Source organism: Flavonifractor sp. An112, from assembly GCF_002161085.1.
In the GTDB taxonomy this organism is placed as follows: Bacteria; Bacillota; Clostridia; order Oscillospirales; family Oscillospiraceae; genus Flavonifractor; species Flavonifractor avicola.
This window is the reverse complement of the sequence record NZ_NFLU01000008.1, coordinates 144,835-164,920: the sequence shown is the minus strand read 5'-3', so window position 1 is coordinate 164,920 and position 20,086 is coordinate 144,835. Positions and strand designations below refer to the sequence as shown.

The following is a 20,086-nucleotide window of genomic DNA, read 5'->3' as shown; positions in this document are numbered from 1 at the left end:
GGGCGGGCGGGTGTGGGCGCCCGCCCCTACAAACAGACTTCCAAGATTGATGTAGGGGCCGATGTCCTCATCGGCCCGTCCCCAGGGGGGGTACATCCAATAGGGGGGAGACCGCAGTCTCCCCCCTGATTGGTCGTTTTAAGGAGAGGGGATTTCAAAGGGGAGAGGGAAATCGAAATCCCTCTCCCCTTTGACGGTTCTTTGGTGCCTTTCTGTCCGCACAGAAAGGCACTCGCCCAACAGGGCAAAACTATTTGGAACTAATCGGCTTAATCTCCAACGCTCTTCTGGAAATGATCGCACCAGGGCCGCAGGGTACAGTTTTGGCAGTCGGGCCGCCGGGCCACGCACACTGCCCGGCCATGGAGCACCATCCGGTGGCAGAAGTCGCTGGATTCCTCCGGGGGAAGGATTTTCCGCAGCTGCATCTCGGTCTTGACCGGGTCCTTGGTGCCGTCGGTGAGGCCCAGCAGGCCGGTAATGCGGATGCAGTGGGTGTCGGCCACCACCACGCCGGGGGTCTTGTATACGTCGCCCAGGATCAGGTTGGCGGTCTTGCGGCCCACGCCGGGCAGCTTCAGCAGGTCCTCCATATTGTCGGGTACCACGCCGCCGTACACATCCACCAGCATCCGGGCGGCGGCCACGATGTCCCGGGCCTTGGCCCGGAAGAAGCCGGTGGAGTGGATGTAGGTCTCCACCTCGCTGACGTCGGCCTCCGCCAGGGATTCCAGAGTGGGGAAGCGGGCGTACAGGGCGGGCGTGACCATATTGACCCGCTCGTCGGTGCACTGGGCAGCCAGACGGACGGCGAAGAGCAGCTCATAGGGCTTGGGATATTGCAGGGAACACAGGGCGTCGGGGTAGAGGCGCTTGAGCTCCTCCACAATGGCAATGACATCCTGATGGTCTTTCATAGGATCACCTCGTTAGACAATATAACACACAACGCAGCAAAAAACGAGAGGGTTTTTCCTATGGTGACGATTGTAATTTTGGGAATCATCCGGTATAATGAGTTAAATCGCTAAAATTTTGAAAGGTGGCGACAGACATTGGTCAAGGATATCATGGAGTTTCTTACCGCCCAGGACCCGGAGGTAGGTCAGGCCGTTGAGGCGGAGTACGCCCGGCAGCAGCGCAACATTGAGCTCATCGCCTCTGAGAACTTCGTCAGCCAGGCGGTGCTGGCCGCGGCGGGTACGGTGCTCACCAATAAATATGCCGAGGGCTATCCCGGCAAGCGGTACTACGGCGGCTGCCAGTGCGTGGACGTAGTGGAGGAGATCGCCCGCAAGCGGGCCTGCCAGCTCTTCGGAGCCGACCACGCCAATGTGCAGCCCCACTGCGGCGCCAACGCCAACTTCGCTGTGTATCAGGCTCTGTGCGAGCACGGCGACACCGTGCTGGGCATGGATCTGGCCAACGGCGGCCACCTGACCCACGGCTCTCCCGTCAACTTCTCCGGCAAGAACTACAACATGGTGGCCTATGGTGTCAATGAGCAGGGGTATATTGACTACGACCAGGTCCGGGATCTGGCCAAGAAGCACCAGCCCAAGATGATCCTGGCCGGCGCCTCCGCCTATCCCCGCATCATCGACTTCAAGACCTTTGCCGACATCGCCCATGAGGTGGGGGCCTACCTCTTTGTGGATATGGCCCACATCGCCGGTCTGGTGGCCGCCGGGCTCCATCCCAACCCGGTGCCCTATGCCGACGTGGTGTCCACCACCACCCACAAGACCCTCCGGGGTCCCCGGGGCGGCATGATCCTGTGCAAGGAGGAGCTGGCCAAGAAGATCGACTCCGCCATCTTCCCCGGCAGCCAGGGCGGCCCCCTGGAGCACATCATCGCCGCCAAGGCGGTGGCTCTGGGCGAGGCCCTCAAGCCTGAGTTTAAGACCTACCAGCAGCAGATCGTGAAGAACGCCGCCGCCCTGGCGGACGCCCTGCTGAAGGAGGGCTTCGATCTGGTGAGCGGCGGCACCGACAACCACCTGATGCTGGTGGACCTGCGGCCCGCCCACCTCACCGGCAAGGAGATGGAGCACCGCCTGGACGAGGTCAACATCACCGTCAACAAGAACGCCATCCCCAACGACCCCGAGAAGCCCTTTGTCACCTCCGGTATCCGGGTGGGCACCCCTGCCGCCACCAGCAGGGGCTTTAAAGAGGAGGACATGAAGGTCATTGCCCAGGTCATGTGGCAGACCGCTACCAACTTCGAGGGCAACCAGGAGAACCTGCGTGCCCAGGTGGCCCAGCTCACCGCCAAATACCCCCTGTACGAATAAGAACGTTCCACAAGGCCGCCTTCGGGCGGCCTTGTTGCGTCCACCCATCCAGCTTGACAGGTAAATTATGATATGGTATATTTATCACAAGATGAGCGAAATACATCACACATATAAAGGGGAATGAGATGAAGACCAAACGGTGGTATGGACTGATCGGCTTACTGTCTCTGCTGGGTTTTGTGGGAGTATTCACGCCGGAACGGGCCTTTTTGGGTTTCTTCGCCTTTGCGGTGGACTTCCAGTATTTCTTTGTCCGGGCGGATGAAATGGAGGAAGGGCGGATCCAGCGCTCGGCGGCCTTGGGCTTTTTTGCAGGTATGACGGTCTCTGTGGTGGCAGCCCTTGGCTGCTTGCTGCTGGGAGGGGGCACCAGAGAAGGGCTGTATCCGGCCTTTGCCCTGGGCTGGGGCGTGGCGGTTGCGGTATACGCCTTGTCCGACTTCTGGAGCAGTTGTAAGGAATGGTGGTATACCCGGTCATGATATACAATCGGATCAAGGAGCACCGGGCCCGGCTGGAACTCAGTCAGGAGGAGCTGGCCAAAAGGGTGGGGGTCCGGCGGGAAACCATCAGCAATCTGGAAAAGGGAAAGTATAATCCCTCTCTGGTACTGGCCTGGAATATCGCCAAGGTATTCGGTGTGTCCATTGAAAAGGTCTTTACCGTCACAGAGGAATAGGGGCATTTTCTCTTTACGGTCAATCGAACGTGTGTTAGAATGGAGCGGAAGTAATTCCGCTCCATTCTGCTTTTAAGGGAGGTCGTTCCCATGACATACCGGCCTTTGGCGGACGAGATCCGGCCCCAGTCTCTGGATGAGGTGGTGGGCCAGCGCCACATATTGGGGGAGGGAGGGCTGCTCCGCCGCATCATTGAGGGGGGCAACATCCCCAATCTGGTGTTTTACGGCCCATCGGGCACCGGCAAGACCACGGTGGCTAACATCATCGCCAAGCGCACCAACCGGCCCCTCCACCGGCTCAACGCCACCACCGCCTCCATCTCCGACATCAAGGAGATTATGGCTCAGATCGGCACCATGCTGGCCCCCGACGGGGTGCTGCTCTATCTGGATGAGATCCAGTACTTTAACAAGAAGCAGCAGCAGTCCCTGCTGGAGTTCATGGAGAACGGCAAGATTACCCTCATTGCCTCCACCACTGAGAATCCTTACTTCTATGTCTACAACGCGGTGCTCAGCCGCTCCAGCGTCTTTGAATTCAAGCCCCTCACTGCCGCCGACGTGCTGCCCGCCGTGGAGCGGGGCATCCGACTCATGGGGGAGCGGCTGGAGGGCGAGGTAGTGTGCGAGGAGGGCGTGAAGGAGCATATCGCCTCCGCCTGTGGCGGGGACGTGCGCAAGGCCATGAACGCGGTGGAGCTGCTCCTCAACTCCGCCAAGCGGGAGCAAGGAAAGCTCCTTGTCACTCTGGCCGATGCCCAGACGGTGGCCCAGCGCTCTGCCATGCGGTATGACCGGGAGGGGGACGACCACTACGACATTGCCTCCGCCCTGATGAAGTCCCTCCGGGGCTCCGACCCGGATGCCGCCTGCCACTATCTGGCCCGGCTGCTGGAGGCGGGGGATCTGATCACTGCAATCCGGCGGCTGCTGTGCTCGGCCAGCGAGGATGTAGGCATGGCCTATCCCCAGGCGGCCCTCATCGTTAAGGCTCTGGTGGACAACGCCCTCCAGCTGGGTCTGCCTGAGGCACGGCTGCCGTTGGCCCAAGCGGCCATCCTGCTGGCCACCGCCCCTAAATCTAACTCGGTGTACAAGGCTATTGCCGCTGCCCAGGCTGACATCCGCAAGGGCAAGACGGGGGACTATCCCCGGCACCTGCAGAACGTCCACGCCGATTCGGCCGGGATGGAGCGGGAGCAGGGGTACATCTACCCCCACGATTTCCCCAACCACTGGGTGAAACAGCAGTATCTGCCCGACGCCCTGGCGGGCAGTCACTATTATCAATACGGAGATAACAAGGTGGAACAGGCCGCCAAACGGTACTGGGACGCCATCATGGGGGGCAAACCTTAAATCGGGTTGTCCGCATAAACCACTGCTCTGCCGCATATAGATAGCCCACACTCATACAGAAGGGATGCGGGCCGGCATGAGAGAGCAGCGAAGCAGGGTTGCCAGCAGAAGAACGGGACAAAAGAAGGGAAAAACAGTGCTGGGCCCACGGGAGAGGCGGCGGATCACCCAGCTGGTGGTCTGTCTGGCACTGTTTTTGGCGGTATTTATCGGAAAAGGGATCTTCCCGGAGCGGATCTCCGACCTGCGGGAGCAGGTGCTGGGCCTGCTGCGGGGGGACACGGATTTTCAGGCGGTCTTTGCCGACCTGGGCCAGTCTATCTCCAAGGGAGAGCCGATGTTGGATACCCTGGGGGATGCCTGGAGCCAGATGCTGGGCGGGGAAGAGGCCAAGACCGGCGGAACGGCGGGGGAGAACGCCCTCTATGCCGCCCAGGCTGCCTGGCTCAGCGGCTTTGGCCGTCAGGAAGGCACCGGGACCCTGGGGCTGAAGATCGACCCCCAGGCGACCCCGGCGGTGGCCGCCACACCGGCGCCCCAGCCGGAGGTCACCCCAGAGCCGACTCCCACCCCGGAACCGGCGGTGGAGCACGTGGACTACACCGGTCCCGCTCTGCCGGACAACACCTCCATGGATAAGTACCGGCTGGATGTGGGGGAGACAGTGAGCCCGGTGATGGGGGTGCTCACCTCACCCTTTGGCTGGCGGGAGCACCCGGTGGACGGGGAGGAGAAGTTCCATAACGGAGTAGACCTGGCAGTGAACACCGGTACCCAGGTCAAGGCCTTTGCCGATGGGGTGGTAGACTATATCGGCGATGACCCCGATCAGTACGGCCTCTACCTCCAGATCAGCCACGCCAACGGGGTGAAGAGCTTTTACGCCCATTGCAGTCAGCTGCTGGTCAGTCAGGGCCAGACGGTGAAGGCAGGGGACACGGTGGCCCTGTCCGGCGACACAGGCAACACCACCGGACCCCATTTGCATCTGGAGCTGCGGTTCAACGGGGTGCGGATCAATCCCATCTACTATATCGAGACCAACTGAATGAGATGGGGGCGTGTGGAGATCACGGCAGGGGCCCTGCTGCTGTGGGCCCTGCTGTACTATCTGGACAGCGGGACGCTGGTGCCCCAGGCTTTGGCGGCCTGCGCCCTCCATGAGCTGGGCCATTATGCCGCCATCCGGCTGCTGGGAGGCAGAGTGGCCCGGCTGAAACTCTCCTGCGTGGGGGCGGAGATGGCCCTGTCTGCACGCTGTCCCCTGGGCCCCGCCCGGGAGCTGGCGGCCGCCCTGGCCGGACCGGCGGTCAATCTGCTGTGCGCCTGGATCTGTTCAGGACTGGGGGAGGCCTGGTGGTGCTTTACCGGCCTCCATCTGGCTCTGGGCCTGTTTAATCTGCTGCCGGTGGGGCCGCTGGACGGAGGCCGGGCGCTGAGCTGCCTGCTGACCCTGGCGGGCAGGGAGGACTGGGCACAGCCGGTGGTGGGCCTGCTTTCCGTTGGGCTGTCCATGGGCCTGACCATGGGGGCGCTGTTGCTGTGGCGGGTAGGGGAGGGCAACCTGACCTTGCTGCTGGTTGCTCTGTGGCTGTCTGCCATCCCGCTGCGGAAAACCAAGAAAAAATGAAAAATCTGCTTGCAATTTGTGGTGGGGCATGGTATACTATATCGGACTCAATAAAGGGCGGTCCTCTGCGGCTGCTGTCCAGAGAAGGACGGCGGGAATATGGCCGGTAAGAACGCCTATCAACAGGAGGAAAATCAAATGGATCTTATGCAGGCTTTCAGCGCCAAGTATCAGAAGGCTGAGCCCCCCGTGGCCAATGTGGGCGACACCGTCCGTGTGCACGTGCACATCAAGGAAGGCAACCGCGAGCGTATCCAGGTCTTTGAGGGCACCGTGATCGCCAAGAAGCACGGCGGCATCGAGGAGACCATCACTGTTCGCCGCGTGTCCTACGGCGTTGGTGTGGAGAAGGTGTTCCCCATCCACGCTCCCGCTGTGGACAAGATCGAGATCGTCCGCAAGGGTAAGGTGCGCCGCGCCAAGCTGTATTATCTGCGTGACCGCGTGGGTAAGAGGGCCAAGGTTAAGGAGCGCATCTAATCGCATTGGATTTATCCGAAAAAGGAGAGAGGCAGCTGCCTCTCTCTTTTTTTATGTCTAAAAATAGTTAGAAAACGCAAACTGTTTGCCATCTTGCACAAAAATGCATCGGTAAATTGAGAACGGCGAAGTTTGATGTTCTTGTTTTGGTTATAATTCATAAAGAAACTGAAATATTTTTAAGGTTTTTAAATGGTTTCAGACAGAATAGAGGAATACAGAGGCATAAATGGACTTTTGAAAAACCGTCTTGCAAAAGAAAATGCTTCATGGTACGCTATAGGCAAGAGCAAGAGGAAAGGAGGACAGGCCCAATCGCGCACACCGGGAAACTGAGAAAGAAGAATCAAATAGGAGGCGAAATTCATGTCACGCAAAGGCTTTGGACGCATTCTTGGCACGATTTTGGCACTTACCATGCTTCTCTCCCTCTTCCCCGCCTCTGCGGCCGGCCCTGAGCCCGCCGACAGTGTGTACCGCAACGGCAATATTTATACGGTGGATGAGGAGTTCACCGTGGCCAGCGCCATTGCCGTCAAGGGCGACCGGCTGGTCTATGTGGGCGATGAGGCCGGTGTGGAGGCCTACATCGGCGCCGGCACCAAGGTGGTGGATCTGGGCGGCAACACCGTGATCCCCGGCCTGATCGAGGGCCATATGCATATCAACGGTCTTGGTGAAAGCCTGCTTCAGATCGATGCCTTCTGGAAACCCAAGGAGGACATTCTGGCCGCGGTGAAGGAGGCGGCCGACGCGGCCCAGCCCGGCGAGTGGATCCGCGGCCGGGGCTGGATGAACACCGTGTGGGAGGACAGCGACTATCCCACCAAGGAGGAGCTGGACGCGGTGGCCCCCAACAACCCGGTGTACCTCACCCGGGCGGACGGCCATATGTGCTGGGTGAACTCCATGGCTTTTGAGCTGGCGGGCATCACGAAGGATACCCCCAATCCCCAGGGCGGCGAGTATCTGAAGACGGAGGACGGGGAACTGCTGGGCTGTGTGACCGATACCGCCATGAGTCCGATCAGCGCCCTGCTCCCCGCGTTCTCCATCGAGGAGCAGAAGCAGGCCCTGCTGCTGGCCCAGGATCAGCTGTTCTCCTACGGGCTCACTTCGGCCATGAACGCCGGCACCTCCGTGGAGACCCTGAACGAGGTGTACAAGCCCCTGTATGAGGACGGCAGTCTGAAGTTGCGCGTTTATATTCTGATGTCCCTGTCCTCCACCGAGGGGGCTCAGGCCGATTATCTGCGCAACAATAAGCCTCAGGACGGTCTGTATAATGAACACATGGACGTCCGGGCGGTCAAGCTGTTCAGCGACGGCTCCCTGGGGGCCCGCTCCGCCGCCATGCTGGAGGAGTACAGCGACCGGGCCGGTCATCTGGGCAATTACAGATCCTCCGACGAGGAGATGTACCAGCTGGTGAAGCTGGCCTATGATAACGGCTATCAGACGGGCAGCCACGCCATCGGCGACGGCGCCAACCACCAACTGCTGGACGCCTATGAGCGGGTGATGGAGGAGAATCCCAGAGAGGATCCCCGCCTGCGCATCGAGCACTTCCAGATCCTGACCCTGGAAGACATCCAGCGGGCCATTGATATGGGGGTCCTGCCCTCCATGCAGACCACCCACGCCACCTCCGATATGCTGATGGCCGAGGACCGCATCGGCGCCGAGCGGCTGAAGGGCGCCTACGCCTGGCGCACCATCATTGACAGCGGCAGTATCATCATCAACGGCTCCGACGCCCCCGTGGAACTGGTCAATCCCTACCATGGCCTGTATGCCGCGGTCACCCGCAAGGACCGTCTGGGCGAGCCGCCCGAGGGCTGGCATGCCGAGCAGTGCATGACCCGGGAGGAGGCCCTGCGCTCCTTCACCATCTGGGCGGCCTACGGCGAGTTCAACGAGGACATCAAGGGCTCCCTGGAGGTGGGCAAGCTGGCCGACTTCGTGGTCATTGACCGGGACTACATGAACTGCCCCGCCGAGGATATCAAGGACATCCAGGTGCTCACCACCGTCTCCGGCGGGGAAGTGGTGTACACCAAGGACCTGTCCCAGCCCACCATCATGTGGAACGGCCTGCCCCTGACCTACAACAGCAAGCTGTACGTTGAGCCCGGCACCATCTATGTGCCCCTCAACGATACGGTGAACGGCCTCAGCGCCGCCCAGACCAAGGCCGACGGCATGGTCACCATCAAGCTGGACGACCAGTCGGTCACCCTGCCCGTCAAAACCGTGGACGGCGTGGAGTATGTGGGTGTGCGCGCCCTCTTTGAGGGTCTGGGCCGCAACGTGACCTGGTACGGCCTCAGCTCCTGTGTCTCTGTCGGCTGGCTCAAGTAAATTCTCTGTTCCGCAAAGCGGCTCCGGATTGATCCGGAGCCGCTTTTTTGTGCGTGTTTGCTCTTTTCAAACTACTATATCTTGTGTATAATGGAGCATAAAATTGATTCTAACCGAACCAAAGGAGGCGGGAGCATGAACATCCAATGGTATCCCGGCCATATGACAAAGACCCGGCGGCAGATCCAGGCGGATCTGAAGCTGGTGGACCTGGTGGCGGAGATCATCGATGCCCGCATTCCCATTTCCAGCCGCAACCCGGATATCGATGAGATTGTGGGCGACAAGCCCCGGCTCATCATCCTCAACCGGGCGGATCAGGCCGACCCGGCCATGAACAAGGTGTGGGGGGACTGGTTCCGCCAGCGGGGCTGGTGGGTCATGGAGACCAACGCCCGGGACGGCAAGGGAGTCAATCAATTCTCCGCCGCTATCAAGTCCGCCCTGAAGGACAAGATCGAGCAGTGGAAGGCAAAAGGACTGGTAGGCCGCCCTGTGCGGGCCATGGTGGTAGGGGTGCCCAACGTAGGCAAGTCCACCTTTATCAATCAGGTGGCCAAAAAGAAGTCCGCCAAGGCGGGCAACAAGCCCGGCGTCACCCGGGGCAAGCAGTGGGTCAACGTGGACCCGGGCCTGGACCTGCTGGACACCCCCGGCATTCTCTGGCCCAAGTTTGAGGACGAGATCACCGGAATGCACCTGGCCTTTACCGGGGCGGTGAAGGATGAAATCATGGACCGGGAGACCCTGGCCTGCCACCTGATGGAGATTTTGGGACAGCGGTATCCCCAGGCCATCACCGACCGCTACAAGGTGGAGCCCCAGCCCGGTTTAGCTGGCTGGGAGCTGCTGGAGGCCTGCGGCCGCAAGCGGGGCTTCTTGATCTCCGGCGGCGAGGTGGACACCGAGCGTATGGCCCGGGTGCTGCTGGAGGAGTACCGCAGCGGCAAGCTGGGTAACTTTACCCTGGAGACTCCCCAAGAGGTGTAAAGGAGATATACTATATGGATCTGTGGGAACTGGAGCGGGACTGCTGGGCCCAGGGCCATGAACTGGTGTGTGGCTGCGACGAAGCGGGAGCTGGTCCCCTGGCCGGTCGGGTGTACGCCGCTGCGGTGATCCTGCCCCGGGAGTTGGTGATCCCCGGCCTCAATGACTCCAAAAAGCTGACTCCTAAAAAGCGGGATCAGCTCTACGATCTGATTATAGAGCAGGCCCAGGCCTGGAGCGTGGCATGGGTGGAAGCGGAGGAGATCGATGAAACCGACATCCTCAGCGCCCGGATGAACGCCATGCAGCGGGCCATTGACGGCTTGAGCGTCAAGCCCGACTTCGCCCTCATCGACGGTAACCGGGACCATGGAAAGCACGGAGCCGTCACCACGCCCCACGCAACAGTTGTAAAGGGAGATTCCCTGTCGGCATCTATTGCCGCCGCCTCCATTCTGGCCAAGGTGAGCCGGGACCGGTACATGGAGGAGATGGCGGAACAGTACCCCCAGTACGCCTTTGAGCAGCACAAGGGATATCCCACAAAACTCCACTATGAACGGCTGCGGCAGTACGGGCCCTGTCCCATCCACCGCCGCACCTTCCTGAAAAAGCTATGAGCGGGGGAGAGGCCAAGCTGCTGGGTCGTTGGGGGGAGGCCAAGACGGCGGAGCTGCTGCGGCAGCGGGGCTATACCATCGTTGCCGCCGGTTATCACTGCCGGTTTGGAGAAATCGACCTGATTGCAACGACTGACAAGTATTTATGCTTTATAGAAGTGAAGCTGCGGAAGAATGATTCCTTTGCCCCCGGGCGGGCGGCGGTGGACCGGCGGAAGCAGCAGAAGCTGCGTACCACGGCGGAGTGCTGGTTGGCGGAGCACCCTGATATGGGGCTCCAGCCCCGGTTCGACGTGGCGGAGCTGTATGCGCCCCAGGGCATGGCTACCCGGGAACCGGAGTTTCACTATTGGGAAAATGCGTTTTAAAAGGAGGCGGGTGCCTTGCCGGAGATCGACGTCTTTGACGGACACTGTGATACGGTGCTGAAATGCTGCCTGGAGGGGGGCGGCTTTGGCCGCAATTCCTATCATGTGGATCTGGAGCGGGGGAGAGCCTTCCGCCGGTACGCTCAATTCTTTGCCCTTTTTGGTCAGCCGGAGGATTTCCCCGGGCTTATACCCCGGGAGACCTTTGAGCGGGAATACCAGCTCTTTTCCCGGGAAATGGAGGCCAACGCCTCTGTGATTACCCACTGCCGGACGGCAGAGGAGGCGGAGAAGGCTTTCGCGGCTGGAAAGATGGCTGCCTTCCTGTCTGTAGAGGGGGCAGAGCTGCTGGACTGTTCTGTGGAACGGCTGGAGGAGGCCTGTGCTTTGGGTGTCCGGGCGGTCAATCCCACCTGGAACCGGGCCAACGCTCTGGGCGGCACCAACGCAGAGGACACCGACAAGGGCTTGACCGTTCAGGGAAAGGCCTTTGTCCGCAAAGCGGAGGAGCTGGGAGTGCTGGTGGATGTGTCCCATCTGTCCGACCCGGGCTTCTGGGATGTGGCGGACACCCTGTCCGGTCCCTTTTTTGCCAGTCATTCCAACAGCCGGTCTGCGTTTTCTCATCCCCGGAACTTGACCGACGAGCAATTTACTGCCATAATAGAGCATGGCGGCGTGGCGGGACTGAACCTCTACGCTGAGTTTGTGGGCGGTAAGGCGGATCTGGAGGCCATTGCCGCCCATCTGGACCACTGGCTGGAGCTGGGGGGCGAGAAAAACATCGCCCTGGGGGGCGATCTGGACGGATGCAGCCCCCTGGCCGGCAGCATGGCCGGAGTCCAGGACTATGAACGGCTTTACCACTTCCTGCTGGAGCGGGGCTACGGCCTGGCCCTGGTGCAGGATCTGTTCTTCAATAATCTGATGAGGGTAGTGAGCAAAGTATGTACTATGTAAGCACGAGAAACAAACAGGACCGCTGCACCGCAGCTCAGGCCATTGCCCGGGGACTGGCCGCCGACGGCGGCCTCATGACCCCCGAGGTGTTCCCCAAGCTGTCTCCCAACGGCCTGAATACCATGCGGGATATGTCCTACCAGCAGCGGGCGGTCTTTGTGATGAACTCCTATCTGGACGACTTCACCTCCTCCGAGCTGACCTCCTTTGCCAGCAAGGCCTACGGTGGCGCCAAGTTTGACGTACCTGAGGTGGCTCCTGTCCGGCAGGTGGACGACAAGACCTACTGCCTGGAACTGTGGCACGGCCCCACCTGCGCCTTCAAGGATATGGCGCTGCAGATGCTGCCTTACCTGCTTACCGCCTCCCTGAAGAAGAATCAGGAGTCCAAGACGGTGTGCATTCTGGTGGCCACCTCCGGCGACACCGGTAAGGCTGCCCTGGAGGGCTTCCGGGACGTGGACCGCACCCGCATTCTGGTGTTCTATCCCAAGGACGGCGTGTCTGCTATCCAGGAGCTGCAGATGAACACCCAGGAGGGCGGCAACGTGGGAGTCTGCTCCGTGGTGGGCAACTTCGACGATGCCCAGACCGGCGTGAAGAAGCTCTTCTCCGATGAGGCCCTGCGGGAGCAGCTGGCAGAGCGGGAGTATTTCCTGTCCTCCGCCAACTCCATCAACTGGGGCCGGGTGCTGCCCCAGATCGTCTACTACATCTCGGCCTACTGCGACCTGCTGCGGGACGAGAAGATCCAGAAGGGGGACCCCATCAATGTCTGCGTCCCCACCGGCAACTTCGGCAATATCCTGGCGGCCTACTACGCCAAGGAGATGGGCGTGCCCATCAATAAGCTGATCTGTGCCTCCAATGCCAACAACGTGCTCACCGACTTCATCCGCACCGGTCAGTACGACCGCAACCGCACCTTCTACAATACGATGTCCCCCTCCATGGACATCCTGATCTCCTCCAACCTGGAGCGGATGCTCTTTGCCCTGAGCAACCATGACGATGCCGAGGTGCGGGGCTATATGAACCAGCTGAACACCGTGGGAATGTATAAGGTAAGCCCCGCCATCCAGACCAAGCTCAGCCGCATCTTTGCCGCCGGCTGCTGTGATGATGCCCAGACCCAGAAGGTCATCGGTCAGATGTGGCAGGAGCACCAGTACCTCATCGATCCTCACACCGCTGTTGCCTTTGACGTGCTGGATCAGTACCGGAAGGAGACCGGCGACGAGACCCCCGCTGTGGTGGTGTCTACCGCCAGCCCCTTCAAGTTCTGCGACAGCGTGCTGGGTGCCCTGGGCGTCACCGAGCTGGCGGAGGGGACCGCTATCCTGGATCAGCTGGCCGAGCTCACCGGCGTGCCCGTGCCTGCTCCTCTGGCTGCCCTCAAGAATAAGAGCGTGCGCTTCAGCCAGACCGTCTCCAAGGAGCACATGGTGGACCAGGTGCTGGAGATGCTCAAGTAAATGGCCCTGTTTGTCATTGGCGATACCCACCTTTCCCTGGCCTCCAACAAGCCCATGGATGTATTTGGCGGCGGCTGGGAGGGCTATGTGGACAAGCTGCGGGAGGGCTTTCAGGCGGTAGGCCCGGAGGACACGGTGGTGCTGTGTGGCGATCTGTCCTGGGGTATGAGCCTGGAGGAGGCGGAGGCCGACTTTGCCTTTCTGGACAGCCTGCCCGGCGTCCGCAAGCTGATGCTCAAGGGCAACCATGACTACTGGTGGAATACCGCATCCAAGATGAACCGCTTTTTTGCCGAGAAGGGCTTTTCTACCCTGAAGATCCTCCACAACAACTGCTACGAATACGGTGAGTACGCTCTGTGCGGCACCCGGGGCTGGTTTTACGAGGAAAAAGGGGACCAGAAGGTGTTCAACCGGGAACTGATCCGGCTGGAGGCCTCCCTGAAGGCGGCGGGGGAGAGGAAGAAGCTGTGTTTTCTCCACTACCCGCCCCTGTATCAGGGCTACCGCTGTGCGGAGATCATCGCGCTGCTTGAAAAGTATGAGGTGGAGGCCTGTTATTACGGCCACCTGCACGGCGGAAGCCACCGTTTGGCGGTGGAAGGAAAGTACGGTCCGGTGGTCTATCATCTGGTGGCGGCCGACTATGTGGGGTTCCAGCCCCAAAAAATCCTGGAATAATTGAAAAAAACTATGGCAATTTCCGCGCACATCTGATAATATATAACGGATAACGCGAAAGCTGCCCCGTCCTGGACCCCTGTCCGGGCCCCGGGGCTGACAGGAGGAAGTTAACAAGATGAATGTCAAAAGCGTCGAGAAGCAGGAAAAGAGCGCCGTTCAGCTGGTCATCGAGATCGGCGGCGAGGAGTTTGAGGCCGCGGTCCAGAAGGCTTATCTGAAGCAGCGCAACAAGATCAACGTGCCCGGCTTCCGGAAGGGCAAGGCTCCCCGGAAGATCATCGAGGGTATGTTCGGCTCCGGCGTGTTCTATGAAGATGCCATCAACGAGCTCTATCCCAAGGCCTATGCCGATGCCGTGGAGCAGGAGAAGCTGGACGTGGTGTCCTGGCCCAACGTGGAGGTTCTGGAGGCCGGCAAGGACGGCCTGACCTTCAAGGCCACCGTCACTGTCCGTCCCGAGGTGAAGCTGGGCGAGTACAAGGGCCTCACCGCTGAGAAGGAAGAGGTCAAGATCACCGACGAGGACATCGACAACGAGCTCAAGCCCTACATCAACCGCGCCAGCCGTATGGTGACCGTGGAGCGTGAGGCTCAGAACGGCGACACCGTGGTCATCGACTTCGAGGGCTTCAAGGACGGCGTTCCCTTTGACGGCGGCAAGGCCGAGGGCCACAGCCTGGAGCTGGGTTCCGGCGCCTTCATCCCCGGCTTTGAGGATCAGCTGGTTGGCACCAAGGCCGGCGACGAGAAGGACGTGAACGTCACCTTCCCCGAGGACTATCACGCCGAGGATCTGGCCGGCGCCCCCGTGGTGTTCAAGGTCAAGGTCCACGAGGTCAAGGAGAAGCAGCTGCCCACCGTGGATGACGAGTTCGCCAAGGATGTGTCCGAGTTTGACACCCTGGAGGCCTTCAAGAAGGATCTGGCCGACAAGCTGACCGAGCGCCGTGAGGCCCAGGCCAAGCGCGCCTTTGAGGCCGCTATCATGGAGCAGGTCATGGACAACATGGAGGTTGAGATCCCCGACGCCATGGTGGCCTACGAGACCGACCAGATGGTGGAGGATATGGCCCGCCGCATCCAGGCTCAGGGCATCCCCTTCGAGCAGTATATGGCTATGACCGGCATGACCATCGACATTGTCCGCTCTCAGGCCGCCGCCGCCGCCATGGAGCGGGTGCGCCGTGACCTGGCTCTGGGCGCCGTTGTGGCTGCTGAGAACATTGAGATCAGCGACGAGGACCTGGAGGCCGAGTATAAGCGCCTGGCCGACGAGTACCACATGGAGCTGGATCAGGTGAAGGCCGCCGCTCCCGCTGAGGACGTGAAGAAGGGCCTGGCCATCCAGAAGGCCGAGCAGGTCATCTATGACAGCGCCAAGGTGGGCAAGGCTCCCGCCAAGAAGAAGACCACCAAGAAGAAGGTCGAGGAGGCCGAGGGTGAGGCTGCCGAGGGCGAGGAGAAGCCCAAGAAGCGCCGCACCACCAAGAAGAAGACCGAGGAGGCTCCCGCTGAGGAGGCTCCCGCTCAGGAGAAAACTGAGGAATAAGACGCCGTGAGGCGGGCATACTTTGAGGTAAGCCTGCCCAAGGATGGGGATGGTCCGGGGCCCGGGTCTCTGAGAGGGAGGCCCGGCGCCCCGACATCAGAATAAAGGAGTTTCGCAATCATGAGCTTAGTACCCTATGTAGTGGAGCAAACCAATCGGGGCGAGCGGTCCTACGACATTTTCTCCCGCCTGCTCAACGACCGCATCATCTTCCTGGGCGAGGAGGTCAATGCCACTACCGCCAGCCTGGTGGTAGCCCAGCTGCTGTACCTGGAGGCCCAGGACCCGGATAAGGACATTCAGTTCTATATCAACAGCCCCGGCGGCTCCGTCACCGATGGTATGGCCATCTATGATACCATGCAGTACATCAAGTGTGATGTATCCACCATCTGCATCGGTATGGCGGCCAGCATGGGGGCCTTCCTGCTCTCTTCCGGCGCCAAGGGCAAGCGCCTGGCACTGCCCAACGCGGAGATCATGATCCATCAGCCCTCCGCCGGCACTCAGGGCCAGATCACTGATATGGCCATCCACCTCAAGCGCCTGGAGATCATCAAGAAGCGTATGAACCAGATCCTGGCCGACAACACCGGCAAGAATGTGGCGGAAGTCACTGCCGCCTGTGAGCGCGACAACTTCATGTCCGCTGAGGAAGCCAAGGAGTTTGGCCTGATCGACAAGGTCATCTATTCCCGGTAATCTGCGGGGGAGCGGGGAGGAAACGCCCCGCTCCCTTTCCGGCTTTTTACCTGCTCCCATCTGCAACCAATCCAGAGTACGACGAGGTAACGATATGCCAAAAAACGACGAGCGCAAAAGCGTACGCTGTTCCTTTTGCGGCAAGCACCAGGACCAGGTGGCCCGCATCATTGCCGGCCCCGGGGCCTATATCTGCAATGAGTGCGTCCACCTGTGCATGAGCATTCTGGACGACAACTACGACCCGGAGGAGTCCGTGTCCCCCGACATCCCCGATGTGATCCCCACCCCCCGGGAGATCCGGGACGTGCTGGACCAGTATATCATCGGCCAGGAGGACGCCAAGGTGGCTCTGTCCGTGGCGGTATACAACCACTATAAGCGCATCTACTTCGGCGGCGGGGAGGATGTGGAGCTCCAGAAGAGCAACATCCTGCTCATGGGCCCCACTGGCTGCGGCAAGACCCTGTTTGCCCAGACCCTGGCCCGCATCCTGAAGGTGCCCTTCGCCATTGCCGACGCCACTACCCTCACCGAGGCGGGCTACGTGGGCGACGACGTGGAGAACATCCTGCTGCGTCTGGTCCAGGCCGCCGACTACGACATTGAGCTGGCCGAGCGGGGCATCATCTATGTGGATGAGATCGACAAGATCGCCCGCAAGAGTGAGAACACCTCCATCACCCGCGACGTGTCCGGCGAGGGTGTGCAGCAGGCCCTGCTGAAGATCCTGGAGGGTACCGTGGCCAATGTGCCCCCCCAGGGCGGCCGCAAGCACCCCCATCAGGAGTTCATCCAGATCAACACCAAGAACATCCTCTTCATCTGCGGCGGCGCCTTCGATGGCATGGAGAAGATCATCGAGCAGCGTCTGGACAAAAAGACCATCGGCTTTGGCGCCGAGATCCAGAGCAAGAAGGAGAAGGATACCGCTATCTTCAAGGAGGTCCAGCCCCACGACCTGCTGAAGTTCGGCATCATCCCCGAGCTGGTGGGCCGTCTGCCGGTGATCACCACCCTGAACGCCCTGGACAAGGACCAGCTGGTGCGCATCCTCACCGAGCCCAAGAACGCCCTGGTGAAGCAGTACCAGAAGCTGCTGGAGTACGATATGGTGGATCTCACCTTTGACAGCGCCGCCCTGGAGGCGGCCGCCGACAAGGCCATTGAGCGTGGTATCGGCGCCCGCGGCCTGCGGGCGGTGCTGGAGGAGGTCATGACCCAGGTCATGTACGACGTGCCCTCCGACCCCACCATTACCAAGGTGACCATCACCGCCGAGAGCGTCAAGGACCATGTGCCTCCCACGGTGGAGCACGACCCGGAGCGCACCCACCGGCCCAGGCTGGGCGGCGCGTCCCTCCGTGCCGAGCACGGCGGAAAGGCCCCCAAGGGCAACGTGTCCTGAACAGAACAGCCATAAGACCAATATAGGAGACAGGAACCGGGAGACTGGGCAGGACCGGCCGCCCTCGGTCCTGTCTCCTGTTTCATATTCCCGAGAGGAGGGAAGTCCATGCAAACCAATCTGCCTGCGGTCATGCCGGCCCTGGCCCTGCGGGGCCTGACCATTTTTCCCAATATGATGCTCCACTTTGACGTGGGCCGGGAGGCCTCCATCAAGGCCCTGGACGAATCCATGACCTCCGGTCAGCCCATTTTCCTGGTAGCCCAGCGGGATTTGGCAGTGGAGGAGCCTAAGGAGGCCGACCTCTACCGGGTGGGTACTATCAGCACCGTCCGCCAGATTCTCCGCCTGCCCGGCGGTAATGTGCGGGTGATGGTGGAGGGCGTCAGCCGCGGACGGCTCCAGTGCCTGACCCAGACCACGCCATACTTCACCGCCCAGGTGGAGGAGATCCCGGAGGAGACCACCTTCCGCCGCTCTGCCCGCACCGAGGCGCTGATCCGTCAGACCTACGAGCTGTTTGAGAACTACATCGACCTGGCCCCCAAGATGACTCCCGACATTCTGCTGTCGGTGCTCTCCAGCGAGGAGCCGGGCTATATTGCCGACTACATCGCCCAGAACCTGCCCATGCGCACCGGGGACAAGCAGGCCATTCTGGAAGAGTTGCGCCCCGTCCGCCGGCTGGAGAAGCTGTGCCAGAACCTCCGCCGGGAGGTGGCCATTCTGGAGCTGGAGCACCAGATGCAGGACAAGGTGCGGGACCAACTCACCCGGAGCCAACGGGACTATGTGCTGCGGGAGCAGCTGAAGGTCATCCAGCAGGAGCTGGGGGAGGACGGCCAGGGGGACAGCGAGCTGGAGGAGTACCGCCAGCGTATTGCCCAGGCCAAGCTGCCCCAGGAGGTGGCGGACAAGCTGACCAAGGAGCTGGGCCGGCTGGAGAAGCAGCCCTTCGGCTCCGCCGAGGCTACTGTGCTGCGCAACTACTTGGATACTGTGCTGGAACTGCCCTGGGGCAAGTATACCAAAGAGCGAGTCAACGTGGAGGCCGCCCGCAAGGTGCTGGATGGGGACCACTACGGCCTGGAGAAGGTAAAGGAACGTATCCTGGAGTTCCTGGCCGTCAAGCAGCTCTCTCCCCAGATGAAGGGGCAGATCATCTGCCTGGTAGGCCCGCCCGGCGTGGGCAAGACCTCCATTGCCACCAGCGTGGCCCACGCCATTCACCGGAACATGGCCCGCATCTCTCTGGGCGGCGTCCACGACGAGGCTGAGATCCGGGGCCACCGCAAGACCTATGTAGGGGCCATGCCTGGCCGCATCATTGCCGCCATCAAGCAGGCCGACAGCTGCAATCCGCTGCTGCTGCTGGATGAGATCGACAAGCTGGGCAACGACCAGCGGGGCGACCCCGCCTCCGCGCTGCTGGAGGTGCTGGACGCCGAGCAGAACGCTACCTTCCGGGACCACTTCCTGGAGGTGCCCTTCGATCTGTCCGACGTGCTCTTCATCACCACCGCCAACACCCTGGACACCATCCCCAAGCCCCTGCTGGACCGGATGGAGGTCATTGAGCTGAGCAGCTACACCGACGAGGAGAAGGTGGAGATCGCCAAGCGCCACCTGATCCCCAAGCAGATCAAGCGCCACGGCCTGACAAAGGCCAAGTTCAAACTGTCCGACGACGCACTGCGTACCCTCATCCGGGGTTACACCCGGGAGTCGGGCGTGCGTATCCTGGAGCGGCAGATCGGCGCCCTGTGCCGTAAGGCCGCTATGCGCCTGGTGACAGGCACTGTAAAGTCGGTCAGCGTTACAGAGAAAAATCTGGAGGAGCTGTTGGGCATTCCCCGGTATCACCCCGACCACATCCCCCAGACCGAGCAGGTGGGCGTAGTCAATGGTTTGGCCTGGACCAGCGTGGGAGGAGAGATCCTGGAGGTGGAGGTGGCCGTGGTGCCCGGCACCGGCAAGGTGGAGCTTACCGGCAACCTGGGGGACGTGATGAAGGAGTCTGCCCACGCCGCCCTGACCTATATCCGCAGCCGGGCCGCCCAGCTGGGCATTGAGGCCGACTTCCACAAGACAAAGGATCTCCATATCCACTTCCCGGAGGGAGCGGTGCCCAAAGATGGCCCCTCCGCCGGTATCGCCATCACCACCGCCATGGTGTCCGCCCTCACCGGGCTGCCGGTCAAGACGGAACTGGCGATGACAGGCGAAGTTACTTTACGGGGCAGAGTGCTCCCCATCGGCGGCCTGAAAGAAAAGACCATGGCCGCTTACCGCAACGGCATCCGCACCGTTCTCATCCCGGCGGACAATGAGAAGGACCTGGAGGAGATCGATCCCACCGTCAAGGCGGGCCTGCGGTTCGTGCCTGTGGAGCAGGTGGATCAGGTACTGGCTGAGGCTCTGGACCTGAAGGTGTGTGAACCTGCCCAGCCGCTGGCCCAGCCCCACACCGGGGCCCAGACCGCCGAGCGGCCCAATCTGCGCCAGTAAGACGGGGGCA

19 protein-coding genes are annotated in these 20,086 nt (G+C 61.1%); 18 read left to right on the top strand and 1 reads right to left on the bottom strand.

Features of this window, described 5'->3' with window-relative positions; translation table 11 throughout:
- Positions 1 to 269: 269 nt before the first annotated feature.
- A complete protein-coding gene (nth, locus tag B5E56_RS09125; RefSeq protein ID WP_087187883.1) occupies positions 270 to 917 on the bottom strand; it encodes an endonuclease III in 648 nt (215 codons plus the stop codon).
- 138 nt (positions 918 to 1,055) lie between these two features.
- Here nth and glyA point away from each other — a divergent pair, with 138 nt between their 5' ends.
- From glyA to lon, 18 genes are all read left to right on the top strand, one after another.
- Positions 1,056 to 2,297: a serine hydroxymethyltransferase gene (glyA, locus tag B5E56_RS09120; protein WP_087389435.1), complete on the top strand. Its 1,242-nt coding sequence runs from the start codon at positions 1,056 to 1,058 to the stop codon at positions 2,295 to 2,297.
- A 128-nt stretch (positions 2,298 to 2,425) separates the two neighbouring features.
- Positions 2,426 to 2,782: a DUF3796 domain-containing protein gene (locus B5E56_RS09115; RefSeq protein WP_087389434.1), complete on the top strand. Its 357-nt coding sequence runs from the start codon at positions 2,426 to 2,428 to the stop codon at positions 2,780 to 2,782.
- Positions 2,779 to 2,979, top strand: coding sequence for a helix-turn-helix transcriptional regulator (locus B5E56_RS09110; protein ID WP_087187963.1), 201 nt, complete (start codon positions 2,779 to 2,781; stop codon positions 2,977 to 2,979). Before B5E56_RS09115 ends, B5E56_RS09110 begins: the two co-directional genes overlap by 4 nt.
- 90 nt (positions 2,980 to 3,069) lie before the next feature.
- A complete protein-coding gene (locus B5E56_RS09105; RefSeq protein ID WP_087389433.1) occupies positions 3,070 to 4,341 on the top strand; it encodes a replication-associated recombination protein A in 1,272 nt (423 codons plus the stop codon).
- A 136-nt stretch (positions 4,342 to 4,477) separates the two neighbouring features.
- Positions 4,478 to 5,389, top strand: a complete 912-nt coding sequence (locus B5E56_RS09100; RefSeq protein WP_242958874.1) for a M23 family metallopeptidase — start codon at positions 4,478 to 4,480, stop codon at positions 5,387 to 5,389.
- The gene (locus B5E56_RS09095) at positions 5,390 to 5,971 is read left to right on the top strand and encodes a site-2 protease family protein (RefSeq protein WP_087389431.1); all 582 of its coding nucleotides are present in this window, start codon (positions 5,390 to 5,392) and stop codon (positions 5,969 to 5,971) included. It abuts the gene before it with no gap.
- Between the two features lie 138 nt (positions 5,972 to 6,109).
- Positions 6,110 to 6,451 (top strand): 50S ribosomal protein L19, encoded by a 342-nt coding sequence (gene rplS, locus B5E56_RS09090; protein WP_087389443.1) that lies wholly within the window; start codon positions 6,110 to 6,112, stop codon positions 6,449 to 6,451.
- 366 nt (positions 6,452 to 6,817) lie between these two features.
- Positions 6,818 to 8,812, top strand: a complete 1,995-nt coding sequence (locus B5E56_RS09085; RefSeq protein WP_087389430.1) for an amidohydrolase family protein — start codon at positions 6,818 to 6,820, stop codon at positions 8,810 to 8,812.
- Positions 8,813 to 8,947: 135 nt separating this feature from the next.
- Complete coding sequence (gene ylqF, locus B5E56_RS09080; RefSeq protein WP_087389429.1) at positions 8,948 to 9,802, top strand: ribosome biogenesis GTPase YlqF; 855 nt, start codon at positions 8,948 to 8,950, stop codon at positions 9,800 to 9,802.
- Between the two features lie 14 nt (positions 9,803 to 9,816).
- Complete coding sequence (locus tag B5E56_RS09075) at positions 9,817 to 10,422, top strand: ribonuclease HII (RefSeq protein WP_206404965.1); 606 nt, start codon at positions 9,817 to 9,819, stop codon at positions 10,420 to 10,422.
- Positions 10,419 to 10,790, top strand: coding sequence for a YraN family protein (locus B5E56_RS09070; protein ID WP_087389427.1), 372 nt, complete (start codon positions 10,419 to 10,421; stop codon positions 10,788 to 10,790). The genes B5E56_RS09075 and B5E56_RS09070 overlap by 4 nt, the downstream gene beginning before the upstream one ends.
- Positions 10,791 to 10,805: 15 nt before the next feature.
- Positions 10,806 to 11,750 carry a dipeptidase gene (locus B5E56_RS09065; RefSeq protein ID WP_087389426.1) on the top strand — a complete coding sequence of 315 codons (945 nt, stop codon included), beginning with the start codon at positions 10,806 to 10,808 and terminating at the stop codon, positions 11,748 to 11,750.
- The gene (thrC, locus tag B5E56_RS09060) at positions 11,738 to 13,225 is read left to right on the top strand and encodes a threonine synthase (protein ID WP_087389425.1); all 1,488 of its coding nucleotides are present in this window, start codon (positions 11,738 to 11,740) and stop codon (positions 13,223 to 13,225) included. Before B5E56_RS09065 ends, thrC begins: the two co-directional genes overlap by 13 nt.
- Entirely contained in the window at positions 13,226 to 13,906 is a 681-nt protein-coding gene (locus B5E56_RS09055; protein ID WP_087187895.1) for a metallophosphoesterase, read from the top strand.
- 118 nt (positions 13,907 to 14,024) lie between these two features.
- Positions 14,025 to 15,458 (top strand): trigger factor, encoded by a 1,434-nt coding sequence (gene tig / locus B5E56_RS09050; RefSeq protein WP_087327013.1) that lies wholly within the window; start codon positions 14,025 to 14,027, stop codon positions 15,456 to 15,458.
- 120 nt (positions 15,459 to 15,578) lie between these two features.
- Positions 15,579 to 16,160 (top strand): ATP-dependent Clp protease proteolytic subunit, encoded by a 582-nt coding sequence (locus tag B5E56_RS09045; protein ID WP_087187897.1) that lies wholly within the window; start codon positions 15,579 to 15,581, stop codon positions 16,158 to 16,160.
- Between the two features lie 94 nt (positions 16,161 to 16,254).
- Entirely contained in the window at positions 16,255 to 17,568 is a 1,314-nt protein-coding gene (clpX, locus tag B5E56_RS09040) for an ATP-dependent Clp protease ATP-binding subunit ClpX (RefSeq protein ID WP_087389424.1), read from the top strand.
- Positions 17,569 to 17,676: 108 nt separating this feature from the next.
- On the top strand, positions 17,677 to 20,076 hold the full coding sequence (gene lon / locus B5E56_RS09035; protein ID WP_087389423.1) for an endopeptidase La: 2,400 nt from the start codon (positions 17,677 to 17,679) through the stop codon (positions 20,074 to 20,076).
- Positions 20,077 to 20,086: the final 10 nt, after the last annotated feature.